This is a genomic window from Fibrobacter sp. UWB2 (assembly GCF_002210425.1).
Lineage (GTDB): Bacteria > Fibrobacterota > Fibrobacteria > Fibrobacterales > Fibrobacteraceae > Fibrobacter > Fibrobacter elongatus.
In genome coordinates this window covers 403,675-421,361 of the sequence record NZ_MWQK01000003.1, presented here as the reverse complement: position 1 = coordinate 421,361, position 17,687 = coordinate 403,675, and the positions used below count along the sequence as shown (strand labels likewise).

General features: G+C 51.9%; 31 protein-coding genes. 30 read left to right on the top strand and 1 reads right to left on the bottom strand.

Annotated features, from left to right (window positions below; translation table 11 throughout):
- Positions 1-10: 10 nt before the first annotated feature.
- Positions 11-1,675: a glycosyl hydrolase family 5 gene (locus tag B7982_RS07950; RefSeq protein WP_088660258.1), complete on the bottom strand. Its 1,665-nt coding sequence runs from the start codon at positions 1,673-1,675 to the stop codon at positions 11-13.
- A 673-nt stretch (positions 1,676-2,348) separates the two neighbouring features.
- On the opposite strand from B7982_RS07950, the gene tuf reads away from it, so the two are divergent.
- From tuf to B7982_RS07800, 30 genes are all read left to right on the top strand, one after another.
- On the top strand, positions 2,349-3,533 hold the full coding sequence (tuf, locus tag B7982_RS07945; protein WP_014545994.1) for an elongation factor Tu: 1,185 nt from the start codon (positions 2,349-2,351) through the stop codon (positions 3,531-3,533).
- Positions 3,534-3,542: 9 nt separating this feature from the next.
- Positions 3,543-3,851 carry a 30S ribosomal protein S10 gene (gene rpsJ / locus B7982_RS07940; protein WP_014546117.1) on the top strand — a complete coding sequence of 103 codons (309 nt, stop codon included), beginning with the start codon at positions 3,543-3,545 and terminating at the stop codon, positions 3,849-3,851.
- 5 nt (positions 3,852-3,856) lie between these two features.
- Entirely contained in the window at positions 3,857-4,474 is a 618-nt protein-coding gene (gene rplC / locus B7982_RS07935) for a 50S ribosomal protein L3 (protein WP_014546116.1), read from the top strand.
- Positions 4,474-5,094, top strand: coding sequence for a 50S ribosomal protein L4 (rplD, locus tag B7982_RS07930; protein ID WP_088660257.1), 621 nt, complete (start codon positions 4,474-4,476; stop codon positions 5,092-5,094). Before rplC ends, rplD begins: the two co-directional genes overlap by 1 nt.
- The gene (gene rplW / locus B7982_RS07925; protein WP_015732013.1) at positions 5,094-5,396 is read left to right on the top strand and encodes a 50S ribosomal protein L23; all 303 of its coding nucleotides are present in this window, start codon (positions 5,094-5,096) and stop codon (positions 5,394-5,396) included. The genes rplD and rplW overlap by 1 nt, the downstream gene beginning before the upstream one ends.
- 2 nt (positions 5,397-5,398) lie before the next feature.
- The gene (gene rplB, locus B7982_RS07920; RefSeq protein ID WP_014546114.1) at positions 5,399-6,229 is read left to right on the top strand and encodes a 50S ribosomal protein L2; all 831 of its coding nucleotides are present in this window, start codon (positions 5,399-5,401) and stop codon (positions 6,227-6,229) included.
- 3 nt (positions 6,230-6,232) lie between these two features.
- Positions 6,233-6,514, top strand: coding sequence for a 30S ribosomal protein S19 (gene rpsS, locus B7982_RS07915; RefSeq protein WP_014546113.1), 282 nt, complete (start codon positions 6,233-6,235; stop codon positions 6,512-6,514).
- Entirely contained in the window at positions 6,514-6,864 is a 351-nt protein-coding gene (gene rplV, locus B7982_RS07910) for a 50S ribosomal protein L22 (protein WP_014546112.1), read from the top strand. The genes rpsS and rplV overlap by 1 nt, the downstream gene beginning before the upstream one ends.
- 2 nt (positions 6,865-6,866) lie before the next feature.
- A complete protein-coding gene (rpsC, locus tag B7982_RS07905; RefSeq protein ID WP_014546111.1) occupies positions 6,867-7,526 on the top strand; it encodes a 30S ribosomal protein S3 in 660 nt (219 codons plus the stop codon).
- A gap of 2 nt (positions 7,527-7,528) precedes the next feature.
- A complete protein-coding gene (rplP, locus tag B7982_RS07900) occupies positions 7,529-7,942 on the top strand; it encodes a 50S ribosomal protein L16 (RefSeq protein ID WP_014546110.1) in 414 nt (137 codons plus the stop codon).
- On the top strand, positions 7,942-8,133 hold the full coding sequence (rpmC, locus tag B7982_RS07895) for a 50S ribosomal protein L29 (RefSeq protein WP_014546109.1): 192 nt from the start codon (positions 7,942-7,944) through the stop codon (positions 8,131-8,133). The genes rplP and rpmC overlap by 1 nt, the downstream gene beginning before the upstream one ends.
- 17 nt (positions 8,134-8,150) lie before the next feature.
- A complete protein-coding gene (gene rpsQ / locus B7982_RS07890; RefSeq protein ID WP_015732012.1) occupies positions 8,151-8,405 on the top strand; it encodes a 30S ribosomal protein S17 in 255 nt (84 codons plus the stop codon).
- 20 nt (positions 8,406-8,425) lie between these two features.
- Positions 8,426-8,794, top strand: coding sequence for a 50S ribosomal protein L14 (gene rplN / locus B7982_RS07885; protein WP_015732011.1), 369 nt, complete (start codon positions 8,426-8,428; stop codon positions 8,792-8,794).
- Positions 8,794-9,093 (top strand): 50S ribosomal protein L24, encoded by a 300-nt coding sequence (rplX, locus tag B7982_RS07880; RefSeq protein ID WP_088660256.1) that lies wholly within the window; start codon positions 8,794-8,796, stop codon positions 9,091-9,093. Before rplN ends, rplX begins: the two co-directional genes overlap by 1 nt.
- 9 nt (positions 9,094-9,102) lie before the next feature.
- Positions 9,103-9,642: a 50S ribosomal protein L5 gene (rplE, locus tag B7982_RS07875; protein ID WP_014546107.1), complete on the top strand. Its 540-nt coding sequence runs from the start codon at positions 9,103-9,105 to the stop codon at positions 9,640-9,642.
- 9 nt (positions 9,643-9,651) lie between these two features.
- Complete coding sequence (locus B7982_RS07870) at positions 9,652-9,837, top strand: type Z 30S ribosomal protein S14 (protein WP_014546106.1); 186 nt, start codon at positions 9,652-9,654, stop codon at positions 9,835-9,837.
- 12 nt (positions 9,838-9,849) lie between these two features.
- Positions 9,850-10,245, top strand: coding sequence for a 30S ribosomal protein S8 (gene rpsH, locus B7982_RS07865; RefSeq protein WP_014546105.1), 396 nt, complete (start codon positions 9,850-9,852; stop codon positions 10,243-10,245).
- 2 nt (positions 10,246-10,247) lie between these two features.
- Positions 10,248-10,787, top strand: coding sequence for a 50S ribosomal protein L6 (rplF, locus tag B7982_RS07860; protein WP_088630198.1), 540 nt, complete (start codon positions 10,248-10,250; stop codon positions 10,785-10,787).
- 9 nt (positions 10,788-10,796) lie between these two features.
- Complete coding sequence (gene rplR / locus B7982_RS07855; RefSeq protein WP_014546103.1) at positions 10,797-11,168, top strand: 50S ribosomal protein L18; 372 nt, start codon at positions 10,797-10,799, stop codon at positions 11,166-11,168.
- An 11-nt stretch (positions 11,169-11,179) separates the two neighbouring features.
- The gene (rpsE, locus tag B7982_RS07850) at positions 11,180-11,662 is read left to right on the top strand and encodes a 30S ribosomal protein S5 (RefSeq protein WP_015732010.1); all 483 of its coding nucleotides are present in this window, start codon (positions 11,180-11,182) and stop codon (positions 11,660-11,662) included.
- 13 nt (positions 11,663-11,675) lie between these two features.
- Positions 11,676-11,855: a 50S ribosomal protein L30 gene (rpmD, locus tag B7982_RS07845; protein WP_014546101.1), complete on the top strand. Its 180-nt coding sequence runs from the start codon at positions 11,676-11,678 to the stop codon at positions 11,853-11,855.
- 1 nt (position 11,856) lies between these two features.
- Entirely contained in the window at positions 11,857-12,297 is a 441-nt protein-coding gene (rplO, locus tag B7982_RS07840) for a 50S ribosomal protein L15 (RefSeq protein ID WP_088660255.1), read from the top strand.
- Positions 12,297-13,658, top strand: coding sequence for a preprotein translocase subunit SecY (gene secY, locus B7982_RS07835; RefSeq protein ID WP_088660254.1), 1,362 nt, complete (start codon positions 12,297-12,299; stop codon positions 13,656-13,658). The genes rplO and secY overlap by 1 nt, the downstream gene beginning before the upstream one ends.
- Entirely contained in the window at positions 13,658-13,876 is a 219-nt protein-coding gene (infA, locus tag B7982_RS07830; RefSeq protein ID WP_014546098.1) for a translation initiation factor IF-1, read from the top strand. The genes secY and infA overlap by 1 nt, the downstream gene beginning before the upstream one ends.
- Positions 13,877-13,903: 27 nt before the next feature.
- The gene (gene rpmJ / locus B7982_RS07825) at positions 13,904-14,020 is read left to right on the top strand and encodes a 50S ribosomal protein L36 (RefSeq protein ID WP_014546097.1); all 117 of its coding nucleotides are present in this window, start codon (positions 13,904-13,906) and stop codon (positions 14,018-14,020) included.
- Between the two features lie 9 nt (positions 14,021-14,029).
- The gene (gene rpsM / locus B7982_RS07820; protein ID WP_014546096.1) at positions 14,030-14,398 is read left to right on the top strand and encodes a 30S ribosomal protein S13; all 369 of its coding nucleotides are present in this window, start codon (positions 14,030-14,032) and stop codon (positions 14,396-14,398) included.
- A gap of 26 nt (positions 14,399-14,424) precedes the next feature.
- Positions 14,425-14,850, top strand: coding sequence for a 30S ribosomal protein S11 (gene rpsK / locus B7982_RS07815; protein ID WP_049858437.1), 426 nt, complete (start codon positions 14,425-14,427; stop codon positions 14,848-14,850).
- Between the two features lie 18 nt (positions 14,851-14,868).
- The gene (locus B7982_RS07810) at positions 14,869-15,843 is read left to right on the top strand and encodes a DNA-directed RNA polymerase subunit alpha (RefSeq protein ID WP_015732009.1); all 975 of its coding nucleotides are present in this window, start codon (positions 14,869-14,871) and stop codon (positions 15,841-15,843) included.
- Between the two features lie 2 nt (positions 15,844-15,845).
- Positions 15,846-16,319, top strand: a complete 474-nt coding sequence (gene rplQ, locus B7982_RS07805; protein WP_088641426.1) for a 50S ribosomal protein L17 — start codon at positions 15,846-15,848, stop codon at positions 16,317-16,319.
- Between the two features lie 190 nt (positions 16,320-16,509).
- Positions 16,510-17,685 carry a polysaccharide biosynthesis/export family protein gene (locus B7982_RS07800; protein ID WP_088660253.1) on the top strand — a complete coding sequence of 392 codons (1,176 nt, stop codon included), beginning with the start codon at positions 16,510-16,512 and terminating at the stop codon, positions 17,683-17,685.
- Positions 17,686-17,687 lie beyond the last annotated feature (2 nt).

The following is a 17,687-nucleotide window of genomic DNA, read 5'->3' as shown; positions in this document are numbered from 1 at the left end:
GACTTTTTTATTAGTACTTGTCCTTGAGGACCTGCGGGCATTCCACTTCGACGTAGTTGTGTTCCGGGTTGCCTGCTGCGCCCATCCAGTCGGCGAGGAAGAGGCATCCCTTTCTTGCCTGTTCGTCGTTGGCGAAGGACTTGTTGCACTTTTCGGTGAGGCAGCTCTTGTATTTGCCTGCGGCGTACTTCGTTTCGGTTTCGCAATCAGAAAGGAGACCGCCGTATTGAGCGCCCTGGCTGCCCCAGCCCATGCTAGAGCATCCGTTGAATATACCGACGCCACCACCCGGGATCATGATGTCGAACTGTCCCTGCTGAACGTCGCCACCAACGTTTGTTGCCATGATGATGAGCTTCTTGCCTTTGAGTCTCTTGATGTTTGCGTCGTTAGAATACTTGCCGGTACCGGTGAAGGTGAGCTGGAAGCACTTACCGCACTGACCGCCGTTTGCTGCCGGAACTGCCGCGAATGCGAATGCCATTTCGGTGCAACCGTCAATCGTGAACGGAATCTGGCTTGTGCAGGTCATCTGGGAACCGCCGCTGCAGATACTACCGTCGCCCCAGTTTGTGTTTTCGGTCTTGCCCTTGTTGGTGCACTGCTTGGAGTAGTTGCCGTGTGCGTGTTCTGGCCAGGAGCAGTGAGGCTTGCAGCAGTCCCAGTAACGGGTAGCCCAACCAGAACCGCCACCGCCCTTAGTCTTGATAGTCGGGCACTGGTTCGTGACAGGAGCGGAACTGCTGCTCGGAGGAGGAGCGGAGCTGCTGCTCTTCGGCTTGGAAGAACTGCTCTTCGGTGTTGCACTGCTGCTGTTCGGGTTAGGCGGGTTATATACAGAAGAGCTGCTGTAAACCGGGTTGGTGCTCGACGAGGAGGCGACTACACCGGCGTAGTCTACGCATTTTCCGCCCGGCGTGAGGATCGGGAGCGTAAGGATGTTCGAGGTCGTAGTGAGAACTGTGACCTGGTCGATGTACTTGATGGAGTTTGTTGCAAAGTCGGCGTAGCCAATGGGGGTGCCGTCCGGCATGGTGACGACCGTGTTCTGGTAAATCACATAGTCGCCGGTTGCATCCTTCAGGTGGAAGGCCGGTTCCAAAATCTTGTAGCGGACATTGTCGCCGTGGATAAGCGTGAGCGAATTGAGGTCGATGTTGTTGATAATCGGCTTGCCGGACAGGTCAACTATATTGACGAGGGAAGAACCCGTGGATGCGACGATTGTGCCGACCTGCGTGCCGGCTTCATCGGTCACCGTGAGGTCTGCATAAAGGAGATAGTTCTTGGTGGCCGCTAAGTACCAAGCGTCAATGCAGGACGAAATGGCTGTGCTTGGCTGCGGCTTAGGGTTGGCGTTGCACTTTGTCGGGTCACCCGTGAGGACCGGAGTTGTAGCAAGATCAACTTGGGGGATGATGGTGTTGCCGGACAAGTCCTTGACGATGGCAACCAGAGTTCCCTGAACAGGGACTAGCTTACCGACTTCATTTCCGCTAAGATCAGTGACTTTCAAATCCTGATACATCAAAAGACCGTAATCTTTCAGGTACCAGGCGTCTTCACAGGGTACAAAAGAAGACTCACCACTGTTGGGCGATTTGTCATCTGAACACGAACAAGCCAAAGCGAGTGCCCCAAGCGTAAGCAGGGACCTCAAAAGGGGGTATTTCATAGAAGTTCCTCGAAATTATCCCCAAACACCTTTATTAAAAGATAGAAATATTATATATAATGTCTTGTAAAAAATCTTTTCAGGTCGTTATCGTGATTTAGGACAACTTGGAGCCTGGTTGTTGGTCGGTGATCAATTTTCCGTTTGTGATAGTTTGTCGACAGTCGATAGGGGAGATTTCAGAAAACGTAATTTGGTTTTCTTGGTGGGACGGAAAATCTCAAAATATTGAAAGTCAATGGGTTGGGGAGCCTGGAAAGGTAAAACTTTGTAAAATTTTGTAATGTAAAAATCTTTTTGCATACTGAAATATGGAATGTGAACTAGAAAAACTGTGCTTTGTTGAAAATGTTGATAAAATGTTGGAAACTTGGTTTTATAGTTGAAATAAAATATTGAACCTTTGAAATTTGAGCAAAAAAAGGCATTTTTTGCCCACGAAAAATGGGCTTTTTCAACAGCCAAAAAACGGCCGAAAAACTGTGGATAAGTCCGAAAATCCGCATTTTTGGCGAAATTTCAAAAGAAAAAATCTTGCAAATAATCTAGAAATTATTAAATTTGTGTTCCAATTTCGCAGAGTACCGCTTCCTATGCTTTGCGAAAATACGGAGAACTCGTGTAGTTCTCTTGAACTTGAAGCGATAAACCTTCTGCTGAAGAAGAGGAAAAAATGGCAAAAGAACATTTTGACAGAAGCAAGCCGCACTGCAACATTGGCACCATCGGCCACGTTGACCACGGTAAAACCACTTTGACCGCTGCAATCTGCACCACCCTTGCTGCTAAGGGTCTTGCCGCTGCAAAGCGTTTCGACGAAATCGACAACGCTCCGGAAGAAAAGGCTCGTGGTATCACGATTAACACCTCTCACGTGGAATACACCACTGCAAACCGTCACTACGCACACGTCGACTGCCCGGGGCATGCTGACTATGTGAAGAACATGGTGACTGGTGCTGCTCAGATGGACGGCGCTATCCTCGTCGTTGCTGCTACTGACGGCCCGATGCCGCAGACTCGCGAACACATCCTTCTCGCTCACCAGGTTGGCGTGCCGAAGATCGTCGTGTTCATGAACAAGTGCGACATGGTTGACGATGCCGAAATTCTCGACCTCGTCGAAATGGAAGTTCGCGAACTTCTGTCCAAGTATGACTTTGACGGTGACAACACCCCGATTATCCGCGGTTCTGCACTCAAGGCTCTTGAAGGCGATCCGGAATACCAGGACAAGGTCATGGAACTCATGAACGCTTGCGACGAATACATCCCGCTCCCGCAGCGCGATACCGACAAGCCGTTCCTCATGCCGATCGAAGACGTGTTCACGATTACTGGCCGCGGCACTGTCGCTACTGGCCGTATCGAACGCGGTGTCGTTCGCTTGAACGACAAGGTTGAACGTATCGGTCTCGGTGAAACCACCGAATACGTCATCACCGGTGTTGAAATGTTCCGCAAGCTTCTCGACGACGCTCAGGCAGGTGACAACGTTGGTCTCCTCCTCCGTGGCGCTGAAAAGAAGGACATCGTCCGTGGCATGGTTCTCGCCGCTCCGAAGTCTGTCACTCCGCACACCGAATTCAAGGCTGAAATCTACGTTCTCACTAAGGACGAAGGTGGCCGCCACACGCCGTTCATGAACGGCTACCGTCCTCAGTTCTACTTCCGCACCACCGACGTTACCGGCACGATTCAGCTCCCGGAAGGCGTCGAAATGGTTACCCCGGGTGATACGGTCACGATCCACGTGAACCTCATCGCTCCGATCGCCATGGAAAAGCAGCTCCGCTTCGCTATCCGCGAAGGTGGACGTACTGTTGGTGCTGGCTCTGTTACCGAAATCATCAAGTAAGGAATAATCATGGCTGGTGAACGCATCCGTATTCGCTTGAAGAGCTTCGATCATCGTATGATCGACCGCTCTGCTCAAGATATCGTGAATACAGCTAAGAACACTGGGGCTCGTATTGCAGGCCCCATCCCTCTCCCGACGAAGATCCAGAAGTATACGGTGCTCCGCTCTCCGCATATTGACAAGACTTCTCGTGAACAGTTCGAATCCCGTACGCACAAGCGTCTTATCGACATCCTTGATGCTACGCCGCAAACTGTAGATTCCCTCATGAAACTTGACTTGCCGGCAGGCGTTGAAGTCGAAATTAAGGTCTAATAACAATGAACGGTATTCTCGCAAAGAAATTGGGAATGACCCAAGTGTTCACGGAACAGGGCGAATGCGTCCCTGTCACGGTTCTCGAAGCCGGTCCGTGCGTGGTCGTTTGCCATAAGACAGAAGAGAAGGACGGCTACACTGCTGTCCAGATCGGCTTTGGTCTCAAGAAGGAACAGCGCGCCAATAAGGCAGAAGTCGGCCATTTCAAGAAGGCTGACGTGGCTGTTCGTGAACACCTCGCTGAATTTGATGTCGCTGATCTCGAATCCTGGCCGGTTGGCAAGGAATTCGGCGCTGCCGACTTCGCTGATGCAAAGACTGTGAACGTCTCTGGCATCTCCAAGGGTCATGGTTTCTCTGGCACTATCAAGCGCCACGGTTTCCATAGCGGTCCTCGTTCCCATGGTACGCACAATATGCGCGAACCGGGTGGTACGTCCGCTCACTCCTATCCGGGTCGTGTTTTCCCGGGTAAGCGTATGGCTGGTCAATACGGCAACAAGAAAGTGACCGTGAAGCACCTCCAGGTCGTCAAAGTTGATGGCGACCGCAACCTGATCTTCGTCCGTGGCGCTGTCCCGGGCCCGAAGAACAGCATCATCGTGGTGAGGAAAGACTAATGGCTAGTGCAAAGCTTTTCGCCGCTACTGGCGATTTTAAGAATGATATCCAGCTCCCGGCTCTCTTCGACCAGGAAGTCAACAAGGTCTGCATGTACCTCCACATCAAGGCTATCCTGAATAACAATCGTCAGGGTACTGCTCAGACTAAGTCCAAGGGCGAAGTCAGTGGCGGTGGCCAGAAGCCGTGGAAGCAGAAGGGTACCGGCCGCGCTCGTTCCGGTCAGAACACCTCTGCAGTTTGGGTTCGTGGTGCTAAGGCACACGGTCCGAAGTCTCATGACTACTTCGAAAAGGTGAACAAGAAGGTCAAGAAGATCGCTTTCTACTCCGCTCTCGCCTCCAAGGCTAGCGAAGGAAAGGTCTCCGTGTTCGAAGCTCTCAGCTTCAGCGCTCCGAAGACCAAGGATCTCCTCTCTGTTCTCGCCAAGTCCGGCATCGAACAGCGCAACGTTCTCTTCATCGTTAGCGAAAAGGATCAGAACCTCTATCTTTCCTCTAACAACATTCCTTGGTGCCGCTGCGCTCGCGTAGCTGACGTCAACACTTACGATGTTGTTCGTGCAAATAACGTTGTCATCTCTCAGGCTGCTCTCGCAGAACTTGAAGGAGGCCGCTAATGAAAGAAATTCGCGAAATCCTCGTTGCTCCGCACGTTACCGAAGAAACCATGAAGAACATGGTGAACAAGCGTAACGACGTGCACAAGTACGTGTTCAAGGTCGCCATGGACGCTTCTAAGGAAGACATCAAGGCTGCTATCGAAAAGCGCTTTGAAGTCAAGGTCGCTAAGGTCAACACTTTGATCAACCGCGGCAAGATCAAGCGCGTCCGTATGGTCGCTGGCAAGAAACCGAACTGGAAGAAGGCCTACATCACATTGAAGGCCGGGCAAAAGATTGCCGAGTTTGAAGGAGTATAACCATGGGTCTGAAATCTTATCGCCCGATTACCCCGACACTGCGTTACAAGCAGATTGGTGACCGCAAGGAACTCTCTGCTGTAAAGCCGTACAAGCCGCTTACCGAAGGTATCAAGCGTAGCTCCGGCCGTAACAATGCTGGTGAAATTACCTCCCGTCGTCGTGGTGGTGGTCACAAGAAACTGTATCGTATCATCGACTTCAAGCGTCAGTTTGCCGGTCTCTCCTGCACTGTCGAAACGATCGAATACGATCCGAACCGTACCGCTCGCATCGCTCTCGTCAAGTACGAAAACGGCAAGCGCGCATACATCATCGCTCCGGCCGAAATCAAGGTTGGCGATGTGCTGAACGCTGGTGAAGGTGCTGAATTCCGCGTAGGTAACGCAATTCCTCTCCGCGACATTCCGCTCAACACCATTATCCACAACATCGAAATGAAGCCGGGCAAGGGTGCCCAGATTGCTCGTTCCGCTGGTGCCGGTGCAGAACTGGTTGCTAAGGACGGCAAGCTCTGCCAGGTCAAGCTTCCGAGTGGCGAAGTCCGCTACATCCCGGAAGACTGCCTCGCTACCGTTGGCCAGGTTTCCAATATCGATCACATGAATGAATCCTCGGGTTCTGCAGGCCGCTCTCGCTGGCTCGGCAAGCGCCCGGCCGTCCGTGGTGTCGTTATGAACCCGGTCGATCACCCCCTTGGTGGTGGTGAAGGTCGTACCTCTGGTGGTCGTCATCCGTGCTCTCCTTGGGGTAAGAACTCTAAGGGTGCAAAAACTCGTAACAACAAGCGTACTGATAAGTTCATCGTACGTCATCGTCAGAAGAGGGCCTAATTCATGTCTAGATCCCTTAAGAAAGGTGCGTTCGTGGATTCCCACGTTCTCAGCAAGGCCCAGGCGATGGCCGGTTCCGACAAGAAACAGGCTATCAAGACCTGGTCCCGTCGTTCCACAATCGTCCCGGATATGGTCGGACTCACGTTCTCCGTCTATAACGGCAAGCAGTTCCTTCCGGTTTATGTCACCGAAAACATGGTTGGCCATAAGCTCGGCGAATTCTCCATGACCCGTACTTTCCGCGGTCACCGCAAGACTGAAACTGCTGGAGGCAAGAAATAATGCAAGCTGTTGCTAAAGTTAAAAACGTCCGTTACGGCGTTCGCAAGCTCCGTCGCGTAGTCGACCTCGTTCGTGGCAAGTCCGTCAGCGAAGCCTTCGCGATGCTCTCCATCCTCCGTACGCAGACCAAGGGTGCTCCGCTGGTTGAAAATGCTCTCAAGTCCGCTGTCGCTAACTTGAAGCAGAAGTCCGCCGCTCCGGTTTCCGCCGAAGAAATCGTGATCAAGACCATCACCGCTGATGGTGGTACGATCATGAAGCGCATTCACCCGCGTTCCCAGGGCCGTGCTTTCCGTATCGAAAAGCCGCTCTCCCACATCACCGTCGTTGTCGCAGACAAGGAGAATTAACAATGGGTCACAAAACTCATCCTAATGGTCTTCGTCTTGGCGTTATCCGCGGTTGGGAATCCAAGTGGTATGCCGAAGACAAGTTTGCCGATCTTCTCTATGAAGATATCGTGCTCCGTCGCTACTTGATGAAGCGTTTCGAACATGCCTCCCTCTCCAAGGTTGGCATCGAACGTACCGTCAAGAAGGTGAACGTTAACCTCTATACCGCTCGCCCGGGTATCGTTATCGGTAAAAAGGGCGAAGAATTGGAACGTTTGAAGGGCGAACTCCAGTTCCTCACCGGTAAAGAAATCTATATTGCAGTCCACGAAATCAAGCGTCCGGAAACTGATGCCAAGCTCGTGGCTGAAAACATTGCTCGCCAGCTCGAAAAGCGTATTTCTTTCCGCCGTGCCATGAAGCGTGCTATCCAGTCCGCTATGCGCATGGGTGTGGAAGGTATCAAGGTGCAGTGCGGCGGCCGCCTCGGTGGTGCCGAAATTGCCCGCGTTGAAAAGTATGCCGAAGGCCGCGTGCCTCTGCACACTCTTCGTGCTGACATCGACTACGCAACTGCCATCGCTAAGACCGTTTATGGTGCCATCGGTATCAAGGTGTGGATCATGCACGGTGAAAAGATCGGTAAGGACGTCATGAACGACAACAAGAGAGAGAAGTAATTATGCTGAGTCCGAAAAGAACATTGCATCGTAAGCAAATGAAAGGGCGCATGAAGGGCGTCGCCTCTCGTGGCAACTATATCGCCTTTGGCGAATTCGGTATCCAGGCTCTTGAAAAGTGCTGGCTCACCGCTCGCCAGATCGAAGCTGCTCGTATCGCCATGACTCGTAAGATCAAGCGTGGTGGTCGCGTGTGGATTCGCGTCTTCCCCGATAAGCCGATTACCCGTCACCCTGCAGAAGCCCGTATGGGTAAGGGTAAGGGCGCAGTCGAATTCTGGGCAGCCGTAATCCTCCCGGGTCGCATCCTTTTTGAAATGGGTGGTGTTGAACGTGAACTTGCCATGGAAGCTCTCCATGTCGCAATTCAGAAGCTCCCCCTTAAGTGCAAAATCATCGAAGAATCGGAGATCTAATGAAAGCACGTGAATTGAAAGAACTGGGCGTTGACCAGCTCAAGGAAAAACTGGCTCAGTTGAATCTCGATTTGTTCAATTACCGCATGACTGCGAAGCTCGGTAATTTGGAAAAACCCTCTGTGATTCAAGCTGCCCGCAAGGACATCGCCAGAATCAAGACCATCCTCAGCGAAAAGGCCAAGGCATAAGCCGGCAGGAGCAGGAAATGGAAAGAAACCTTCGTAAAGTCAAGCAGGGTATCGTCTCCTCCGACAAGATGGACAAGACGATTACGGTTGTGGTCGAAAACCGCAAGCGTCACCCGATGTACAACAAGATCATGACTACGACCAGCAAGCTCAAGGCTCACGATGAAAAGAATGAAGCCGAAGAAGGCGACTTGGTCGAAATCATGGAAACTCGTCCCCTCTCTGCAACGAAGCGCTGGCGCCTCGTCCGCATTGTGGAAAAGAAGAAGTAAACTCCTGGAGTAAGGCGAATATGATTCAAGAAGAAACCAGACTCGTCGTGGCCGATAACAGTGGTGCCAAGGAAGTCGCCTGCATCCGTGTTTTGGGTGGCACAAACCGTCGCTATGCTAGCATCGGTGATGTCATCAAGGTAGCCGTTAAGGACGCTATCCCCCAGAGCAAGGTGAAGAAGGGTTCCGTGGCCGACGCCGTCGTCGTCCGCACAGCTAAAGAAATCGCACGTCCGGACGGAACGTTCATTCGTTTCTCCGACAACGCAGTGGTTCTCATCAACAAGGATGGCGAACCGCGTGGAACCCGTATTTTTGGACCGGTGGCTCGTGAGCTCCGCGACAAGAAATACATGAAGATCATCTCCCTCGCACCTGAGGTTCTCTAATGGCTAACATCAAGAAGAATGATAACGTCAAGGTGATTTCCGGTGTTGACAAGGGCAAGACCGGTCAAGTCATCAGCGTCAAGGATGGCAAGGTGACCGTTTCGGGCGTCAACGTCCGCAAGCGTCACGAAAAGCCGTCTCAGACCAATCAGACTGGTGGCATCGTTGAAAAGGAATTGCCGATTGACATTTCCAACGTGATGCTTCTCGAAGGCAACACTCCCGTTCGTACCCGCATCGTTCGCGAAAAGGGTAAGAAGGGCGTTCGTACCAGTGTTAAAACTGGAAAGGCTGTGTAAGGTAACGCAATGAACCAGATGAAGCAATTCTATCTCGAAAAGGTCGTTCCGGCCTTGCAGCAAAAGTTTGCCTACAAGAACGTGATGCAGATTCCGCGTCTCGAAAAGATCGTGCTCAACATGGGCGTGGGCGCCGCTTCCCAGAACCGCAAGATTCTTGACGAAGCTGCTGACACTCTCACTGCTATCACCGGTCAGAAGGCTATTGTCACTAACGCTAAGAAGGCTGTCGCTAACTTCCACCTCCGTGAAGGTATCGGCATCGGTGCTAAGGTCACACTTCATGGCGACAACATGTGGGACTTCCTCTATCGTTTCATCAACATCGACCTTCCGCGTGTCCGTGACTTCCGTGGTCTCGCACGCCGTGGCTTTGATGGCATGGGTAACTTCACCCTCGGCATCAAGGAACAGACGATCTTTGTTGAAATCGACATTGACAAGATTTCCCGTACCTTCGGTATGGACATTTCTTTCGTCACTTCCGCTAAGACGGACGACGAAGGCCGTGCCCTCCTCGAAGAACTTGGACTCCCCTTCAGGAAGTAAGGTAATACCATGGCAAGCAGAAGAATGATTGAAAAATGCAAGCGTACTCCGAAGTATACCGTTCGTGGGTACAACCGTTGCAAGCGTTGCGGTAGGCCGCACGCCTTTATGCGCCGCTTTGGCCTTTGCCGTATTTGCTTCCGCGAAATGGCACTCGCCGGCGAAATCCCCGGTATCACAAAGTCGTCTTGGTAAGGAGAGTATAAAATGGCAATGACAGATACTATCGCCGATATGCTCACCCGTATCCGCAATGCCTCTACGGCAAAGCTCCCCGTGGTGGACATTCCTGCCAGCAATCTGAAGCGTGATATTGCACGTGTGTTGCAGGAAAAAGGTTTCATTAAGAAGTTCGTCGTCGTCGATGACGGTAAGCAGGGCATCCTCAAGGTCCTCCTCCGTTACACGAAGGGCGAATCCGCTATCCAGGGCCTCCAGCGCGTTTCTACGCCGGGTCTCCGTCACTACGTTGACGTGGCCAAGCTTCCGCGCGTTCGCAACGGCCTCGGCTATGCTATCATCTCCACATCTAAAGGTGTCATGACTGACCACGAAGCCCGCGAACTCAAGGTGGGTGGCGAAGTCATCGCAAAGGTATGGTAAAGATGTCCCGTATCGGTAAAGCTATTATCACTATCCCGGCTGGCGTTAAGGTTAACGTCAACGGTCAGAACATCAAGGTCGAAGGCCCGAAGGGCAAGCTCGAAACGAACGTTCACGAACTCATCTCCATCAAGCTCGATGGCGACAAGCTCTCCTTCACCCGCCCGAATGATGAAAAGTTCACCCGCGCTATGCACGGCACCACTCGCGCTCTCGTCAATAACATGGTCGAAGGCGTGACCAAGGGTTTCCAGAAGACTCTCGAAATCGTTGGCGTTGGCTACCGCGTCGAACAGAAGGGCAAGGACCTCAACTTGGTTCTCGGCTTCTCTCATCCGGTGATCTTCAAGGCTCCGGAAGGCGTTGAACTGAAGGCTGTTGATCCGCTGAAGATTACGATCTCCGGCATCGACAAGCAGAAGGTTGGCCAGGCTGCCGCAGAAATTCGCAAGTACCGTAAGCCTGAACCGTATAAGGGCAAGGGCATCAAGTACGCTGGCGAAATTGTGCGTCGCAAGCAAGGTAAGAAGACAGGTAAATAAGGGTAAACTATGACTGCAATTGCTAAAAAAAGAATCCAGTCCAGAATCGCACGCCACGAACGCGTACGCAAGTCTGTTGTCGGAACTGCAGAATGCCCTCGTTTGGCTGTTCGCCGTTCCTTGTCTCACATGATTGCCCAGATCTTTGATGACGAAAACAACAAGTCTGTCGCTCAGGTCACCACAGCTTCCAAGGAATTCCAGGGTAAGTTTGGTGAAATGACGAAGACCGAACAGGCTAAGCAGCTCGGTCTCCAGATTGCTGAACTCGCCAAGTCCAAGGGCATTGAATCCGTGGTCTTCGACCGCGGCGGTTACATCTATCACGGTCGCGTTCAGGCTCTCGCTGAGGGAGCTCGTGAAGGCGGACTCAAATTCTAGTGAGGTACACTTTGGAACGCGAAGCTCAAGTTTCTGAATTTGAAGACAAGGTTGTACACATCAACCGTTGCGCTAAGACCGTCAAGGGCGGCCGTCGCATGTCCTTCTCCGCTCTCGTTGTCGTCGGCAACAAGAACGGCAAGGTCGGTGTCGGTCTCGGCAAGGCTAAGGAAGTTTCCGAAGCTATCCGTAAGGGTACCGAAGCTGCCCAGAGAAACATCGTGGAAGTTCAGCTCCTCGATGGCACCATCCCGCACGACATCGAAGTGAAGAGCGGTTCTACCCGCATCCTCCTCATGCCGGCTGCTCCGGGTACTGGTGTTATCGCCGGTGCTGCTGCCCGTGCAGTTCTCGAACTCGCCGGTGTCCGCAACATCCTCACGAAGATTCACGGTTCCTCCAACCCGAGCACTGTCGTCAGCGCTTGCTTGGAAGGCCTGCTTTCTCAGAAGAACAAACAGGACTGCGCCAAGTTGCGTGGTTTTGAAGCCTAAGGAGTAATACCTAATGAAGAAAGTTCGTATTACTTTGATCAAGGGTATCGTCCGTCGCCTTCCGGTGCACCGCGCTAACGTGGCTGCACTCGGCCTCCGCAAGATCGGACAAACTGTTGAACACAATCTGACTCCGTCCATCCAGGGCATGATCAATGCCGTGAAGGACATGGTCAAGGTCGAGGAGATCTAAGATGGAACTCAATACTCTCAATCCTGGCAAGGCTGCCAAGGGCAAGAGCCGCAAGCGCATTGGTCGTGGTCCGGGCTCTGGCTGGGGCACGACTGCCGGTCGTGGTCAGAAGGGTGCTGGTGCTCGTAAGAGCGCTAAGGCCGGTCGCGTCGCTTTCGAAGGCGGCCAGATGCCGATTCACCGTCGTATCCCGAAGCGCGGCTTCAAGCACGCTGGTGTTGAATTCCAGATCGTGAACCTGAAGCGCCTCGCTGGTGTCAGCGTTACTGATTTCGATGCCAAGGTCCTCTTCGACCAGGGCTTCATCAAGAACGCCGAACTGCCGGTCAAGGTCCTCGCTTTTGGTTCTATCGACAAGGCTATCAACGTAAAGGTTAACGCTATCAGCGAAAAGGCAAAGGCTGCCATTGAAGCTGCTGGCGGCAAAGTTGAGATCATCTAATGGAAGCAGTTACGAAAGCCATCGGTGCGTTCGTCAATGCGTTCAAAATCGCAGACCTGCGTAAAAAGATTCTTTTTACGCTTGGTCTTTTGATTGTTTATCGTATTGGCGCTCACATCTCCATCCCCGGAGTAAATGCTGCGGTTCTCGCAGAATACTTCAAAAATTCGAATAACCTGTTTGGCCTGTACGATTCGTTTACCGGCGGTGCATTCGCTAAGGCGACTGTATTTGCCCTCGGTATCATGCCGTACATCAGCGCAAGCATCATCCTCCAGTTGATGGGCTCGGTCATTCCGGCCATCCAGATGCTCCAGAAGGAGGGTCAGGAAGGTCGCGCTAAGCTGAATCAGTATACCCGATACTTCACGGTGGTCCTTTCCGCCTTGCAGGGATGGGGCATTTCTATGTGGCTTTCGAACCTCAAGGTGACGACGGCCGCCGGTACGGGAATCTCGGTCCTTTCCGACAATTTCTCGTCTGGTCTCGGCAACGTAGGCTTTCGTCTCCTTGCTACGTTAACCTTCACCGTAGGTACCATCTTCTTGATGTACCTTGGCGAGCAGATTACCTCGCACGGTGTGGGTAACGGTATTTCTCTTATCATTTTCGCCGGTATCGTCGGTGGCCTTCCGCGGGCCATTATGGCTGAAGGGGAAATGTTTGTTGAAGGCATCCAGCCGCTTGCGATCGAGTTTTTCATCTTGGCGCTCGTGGTTGTCATTGTCGGCTTCATCGTTTTCGTTGAGCAGGCGACCCGTCGCATTCCACTCCAAAGTCCTCGCAGGACCGTCGGAAACAAGGTCTTGGGTGGTCAGGCTAGCTATTTGCCTTTCAAGGTGAACACCGCTAACGTGATTCCCGTGATCTTCGCATCTTGCATCATGTTCATTCCGGCCATGGTTGCATCTTGGTTCCCGAACGTATCTGCGATGCAGGCTTTTGCTTCTGCATTTATTCCGGGACACATCTCCTACAGCGTAGTAGATGCCCTCCTCATCATATTCTTCACCTACTTCTACACGGCAATCCAGTACAACCCGAACGACATTGCCGAAAACCTCAAGAGAAGTGGTGGGTTTATTCCGGGAGTCCGTCCGGGTAAGCAGACAGCAGAATACATTGACCACGTTTTGACCAGAATTTCATTGCCTGGGTCTCTTTACCTCGCTTTAATCAGCGTCGTTCCCCTGCATTTGAAAGACGCTCTCAATATGAGTTTCTATATTGGGGGTACCTCGGTCTTGATCGTGGTAGGTGTTGCTCTGGATACTCTTCGTCAGCTCGAAGCCCAGTTGCATACCAAGAATTATGAAGGTTTCTTGAAACGTGGCCGCATTCGCGGCAGGATGGCATCCTAGTGGCTAAAGAAGAAGGTATACAAGTAGAAGGCGTTGTGTTGGAAGCTCTGCCCAACGCTTTCTTCCGTGTTCAACTCGGAAATGGTCACGAGATCCTCGCGCATGTTTCAGGAAAAATGCGCCGGCATTTCATTAGAATCTTGCCGGACGACAAAGTGTTGGTCGAGATTTCCCCGTACGATTTAAATCGCGGGCGAATTACTTACCGTTACAAGTAATAGGTATTACAAAAGAAGGTCAAACCTATGAAAATCAAAGCCTCCATTAAACCCAGATGTGAAAACTGCAAGATCATCCGTCGTAAGGGTGTATTGCGCATCATCTGTTCGAAGAACCCCCGTCACAAGCAGAAGCAGGGATAAGGAGATCGTATGGCACGTATCGCTGGTGTCGATTTACCGAAAAACAAGACTGTTGAATACGGTCTGACGGCAATCTATGGTGTCGGTCTGTTCACCGCTAACAAGGTCTGTGCTCAGTTGGGCATTGACAAGAACAAGAAGTGTGACGACCTGACTGAAGAAGAACAAGGTAAGATTCGTCATCTTTTGGAAGATGAATACTCTGTGGAAGGTCAGCTCCGCGCAGAAGTTACCTTGAACATCAAGCGTTTGCAGGACATTGGCTGCTATCGCGGCATCCGCCACCGCAAGGGCCTCCCGGTCCGCGGTCAGCGTTCCCGCACCAACGCCCGCACACGTAAGGGCCCCAAGAAGACTGTGGCTAACAAGAAGAAGTAAGGAGTATCATCGTGGCTGAAGAAGAAATCAAGGAAACTGCTGCTGCCGCTGCTGAAGCTCCGGCTGCTGCTGAAGAAGTCAAGATCAAGAAGGGCAAGAAGCGCATTGACATCCAGGGTATCGCCTGCGTGTTCGCTTCCTTCAACAATACAATCGTTTCTATCACCGACGCTCGTGGCAACGTTGTCGCTTGGGGTTCTCCGGGTAACTCCGGTTTCAAGGGCTCCCGCAAGAGCACTCCGTTTGCAGCCCAGCTCGCCGCTGAAACCGCTGCCCACAAGGCATTCGATCTCGGCATGCGCAAGGTGGACGTTCGCGTTAAGGGTGCTGGTGGTGGCCGTGAATCTGCCGTCCGCGCTCTCAAGAATGCGGGCCTCGAAGTTCTCTCTATTCGAGACGTGACGGGCATTCCGCACAATGGTTGCCGTCCTAAAAAGAAGAGAAGAATTTAATCCAAAGAGGTATCGCCAATGATGTGGAAATCACTTCAGATGCCGCGCAGCTTCCAGAAAGTGGAAACCGGCGAAGATGGCCGCTACGCCAAGTTTGTCGTAGAAGCCTTGGAACGTGGCTGGGGTATCACCCTCGGTAACGCTCTCCGTCGCGTGCTCCTCTCCTCTCTGCAGGGTGCGGCTATTGTCTCCGTGAAAATCGAAGGCGTTGACAAGGAATTTTCGACGATTCCGGGTGTTAAGGAAGATGTCACTGACATTATCCTCAACCTCAAGAGCATCCGTGTAAAGCTCCTGTCTGATCATGATGAAACCCTTCACCTGGACATGTCCGGTGATGGCGAAGTCACGGCCAAGGACTTTATGGACAATCCAAATGTCACTATCCTGACTCCGGATGTTCACATTGCGACATTGAACGGCAACGCTTCTCTGTCGATGGACGTGAAGATCTCCTGCGGTCGTGGTTATGTTGTTGCCGACGAACTTAAGGACAAGGACGCTCCGATTGGCGTTATCGCCATGGATGCGAACTTCAACCCGGTTCAGAAAGTCGCAATGCACATCAGCGATACCCGCGTTGGTCAGAAGACGGACTACAACCGTCTGGAACTTGAAATTACAACAGACGGTTCCATTGACCCGGAAGACGCTCTTGCATACGCTGCAAAGCTTCTTGTGGATCACTTGGAAATCTTCATCAACTTCGAAGGCGATCTCGAATCTCCTGAAGAACTCGAAATGGATGAAGAACGTCAGCGTATCGCTAACCTCCTCCGTATGCGCGTGGACGATCTGGAACTTTCCGTTCGCTCCAGCAACTGCCTCCGTATGGCAAACATCCATACCATTGGCGAGCTTGTTCGCAACAAGGAAAACGATATGCTCAAATACAAGAACTTCGGTAGGAAGTCCTTGGTTGAACTTAACGAGGTGTTGACGTCGATGGGCCTTTCTTTTGGCATGGACGTCGATGATTACTTGAAGGATTAAACATGAGACACGGTGTAAAAAACAAGAAACTGGGTGTTAACGCCCAACACAAGCGTGCCATCCTCCGCGCCCTCACGACTTCTATTCTCGAGAAGGGCATGGAAACGGATCAGAACAAGCGCTATGTGCGTACCACTCTCCACAAGGCAAAGCTTGTCCGTGGTGCTGTTGAACGCATGATTACCTACGCAAAGAAGGGTGACCTTTCTGCACGTCGTGAAGCTGCTCGCTTCGTGATGGACCCGAAGGTTCTCCAGGATTTGTTCAACACGATCGGTCCGCGTTATGCTAACCGCAACGGCGGTTACACTCGCGTGCTGAAGCTCGGCCCGAACCGCGCCGGCGACGCTGCTGAAATGGCTCTTATCGGTCTCGTCGAAGACGAAATCGTTGCTAAGGCTAAGAAGGCTGCTGAACCTGCTAAGGCTGACGCTGCTGTTGACATGGTCGAAGGCGAAGGCAAGTCCGCTAACTAAGATCAAAAACGGTCAACCGCTTTTAAAAAGGGACATGGTTTTTATACCGTGTCCCCTTTTTGCATCCATAGCCATTGACAAATAACCAATGACTAATGACCAATAACTGATGATTTGGTTCTACTCTTCATTTTAATTTTTGTATAATTAGGTAACTTGTCATCCTTTTTCTCAACTGTAGAAAAGCATTATGCGATCTTTTATTGTCTATCTTCTTTTGGCGTGTGTGTGTGCCTTTGCATCGGAATCGATGTTTGGCAATTCTGGGACCAAGAGCCTTGTCCTTGGCGAAGGGACGTCTACGCGTGGTGCCGCATCGCTTACGCCGATGTATGCAGAAATGGCCGTGGATTCCAATTACGTGCTCGGTCCGGGCGACTTTCTGGACTTGATGCTTGAAGATAAGTACCTCTCTATTCAGGTGTATCCGGACGGGAATGTGGCTGTCGAGGAATGCGGTGCCGTGCATGTGGGCGGCAAGACATTTGGCGAAGCGCAGAAGATGATTCTCGACCTCGTTTCCAAGCGCTACAAGCGCGAGTTCTGCTTTGTGCAGCTTGCGGCCTTGAAGAAGTTCCGCGTGAATGCGATGGGTGCCGTAGGCCTTGTGGGCCAGCATATTGTCGATCCGCAGACGAGACTTAGCCAGTTTATCCGTGCGATCGGAAATCCGCTTGCTAATGCGAATACGGAAGATGTCCAGGTGATTCGCGGCAAGGACACGATTCATGTGAATTATACCACGATGACGACGAATGGCGAATTCGAAAATGATGTGATGCTTGAACAGGGCGACAAGATTTTTGTGCCGTTCGTGCCGATGGGCGATAACGTTACGTTGTTGTTCCCCGGATACAGGACGAGCGTTGCTTACCGTCCGGAAAGGACACTTGCCGATTACTTTGACCTTGCCGGTGCAAACAGGATGCACAACTTTGGTTACAAGTCGGTGTGCGTGCGTGAACCGGACAAGGATCCGCGCTGGATTACGCTTGCCGAAATGAAGACGACGACGGTCGAGCCGAATACTGAAATCGAGTTCTTTGTGAAGGAGCTGTTCGTGTATGTTGGCGGGGCGTTGAACTTTATCGGCCGCTACAACTACAATCCGACTTGGCATGCAATCGACTACATCGCTTCGAGCGGTGTAAATACGGTAACGGGTAACTGGAACCAGGTCAAGGTCTGGCGCGGCAAAAAGCCGGAGGCGACCTCCATCAACGTGGCCTCTGATCCGATTTTGCCGGGCGACTTTATTGAACTCCCGAAGAGCCATTATGAATCGTTCAAGGACTTTACCATTTTCATGGCGTCCCTCCTGAGCGTGATTTCGACCGTGTTCATCATTTATACCACCAACAAGTAGCT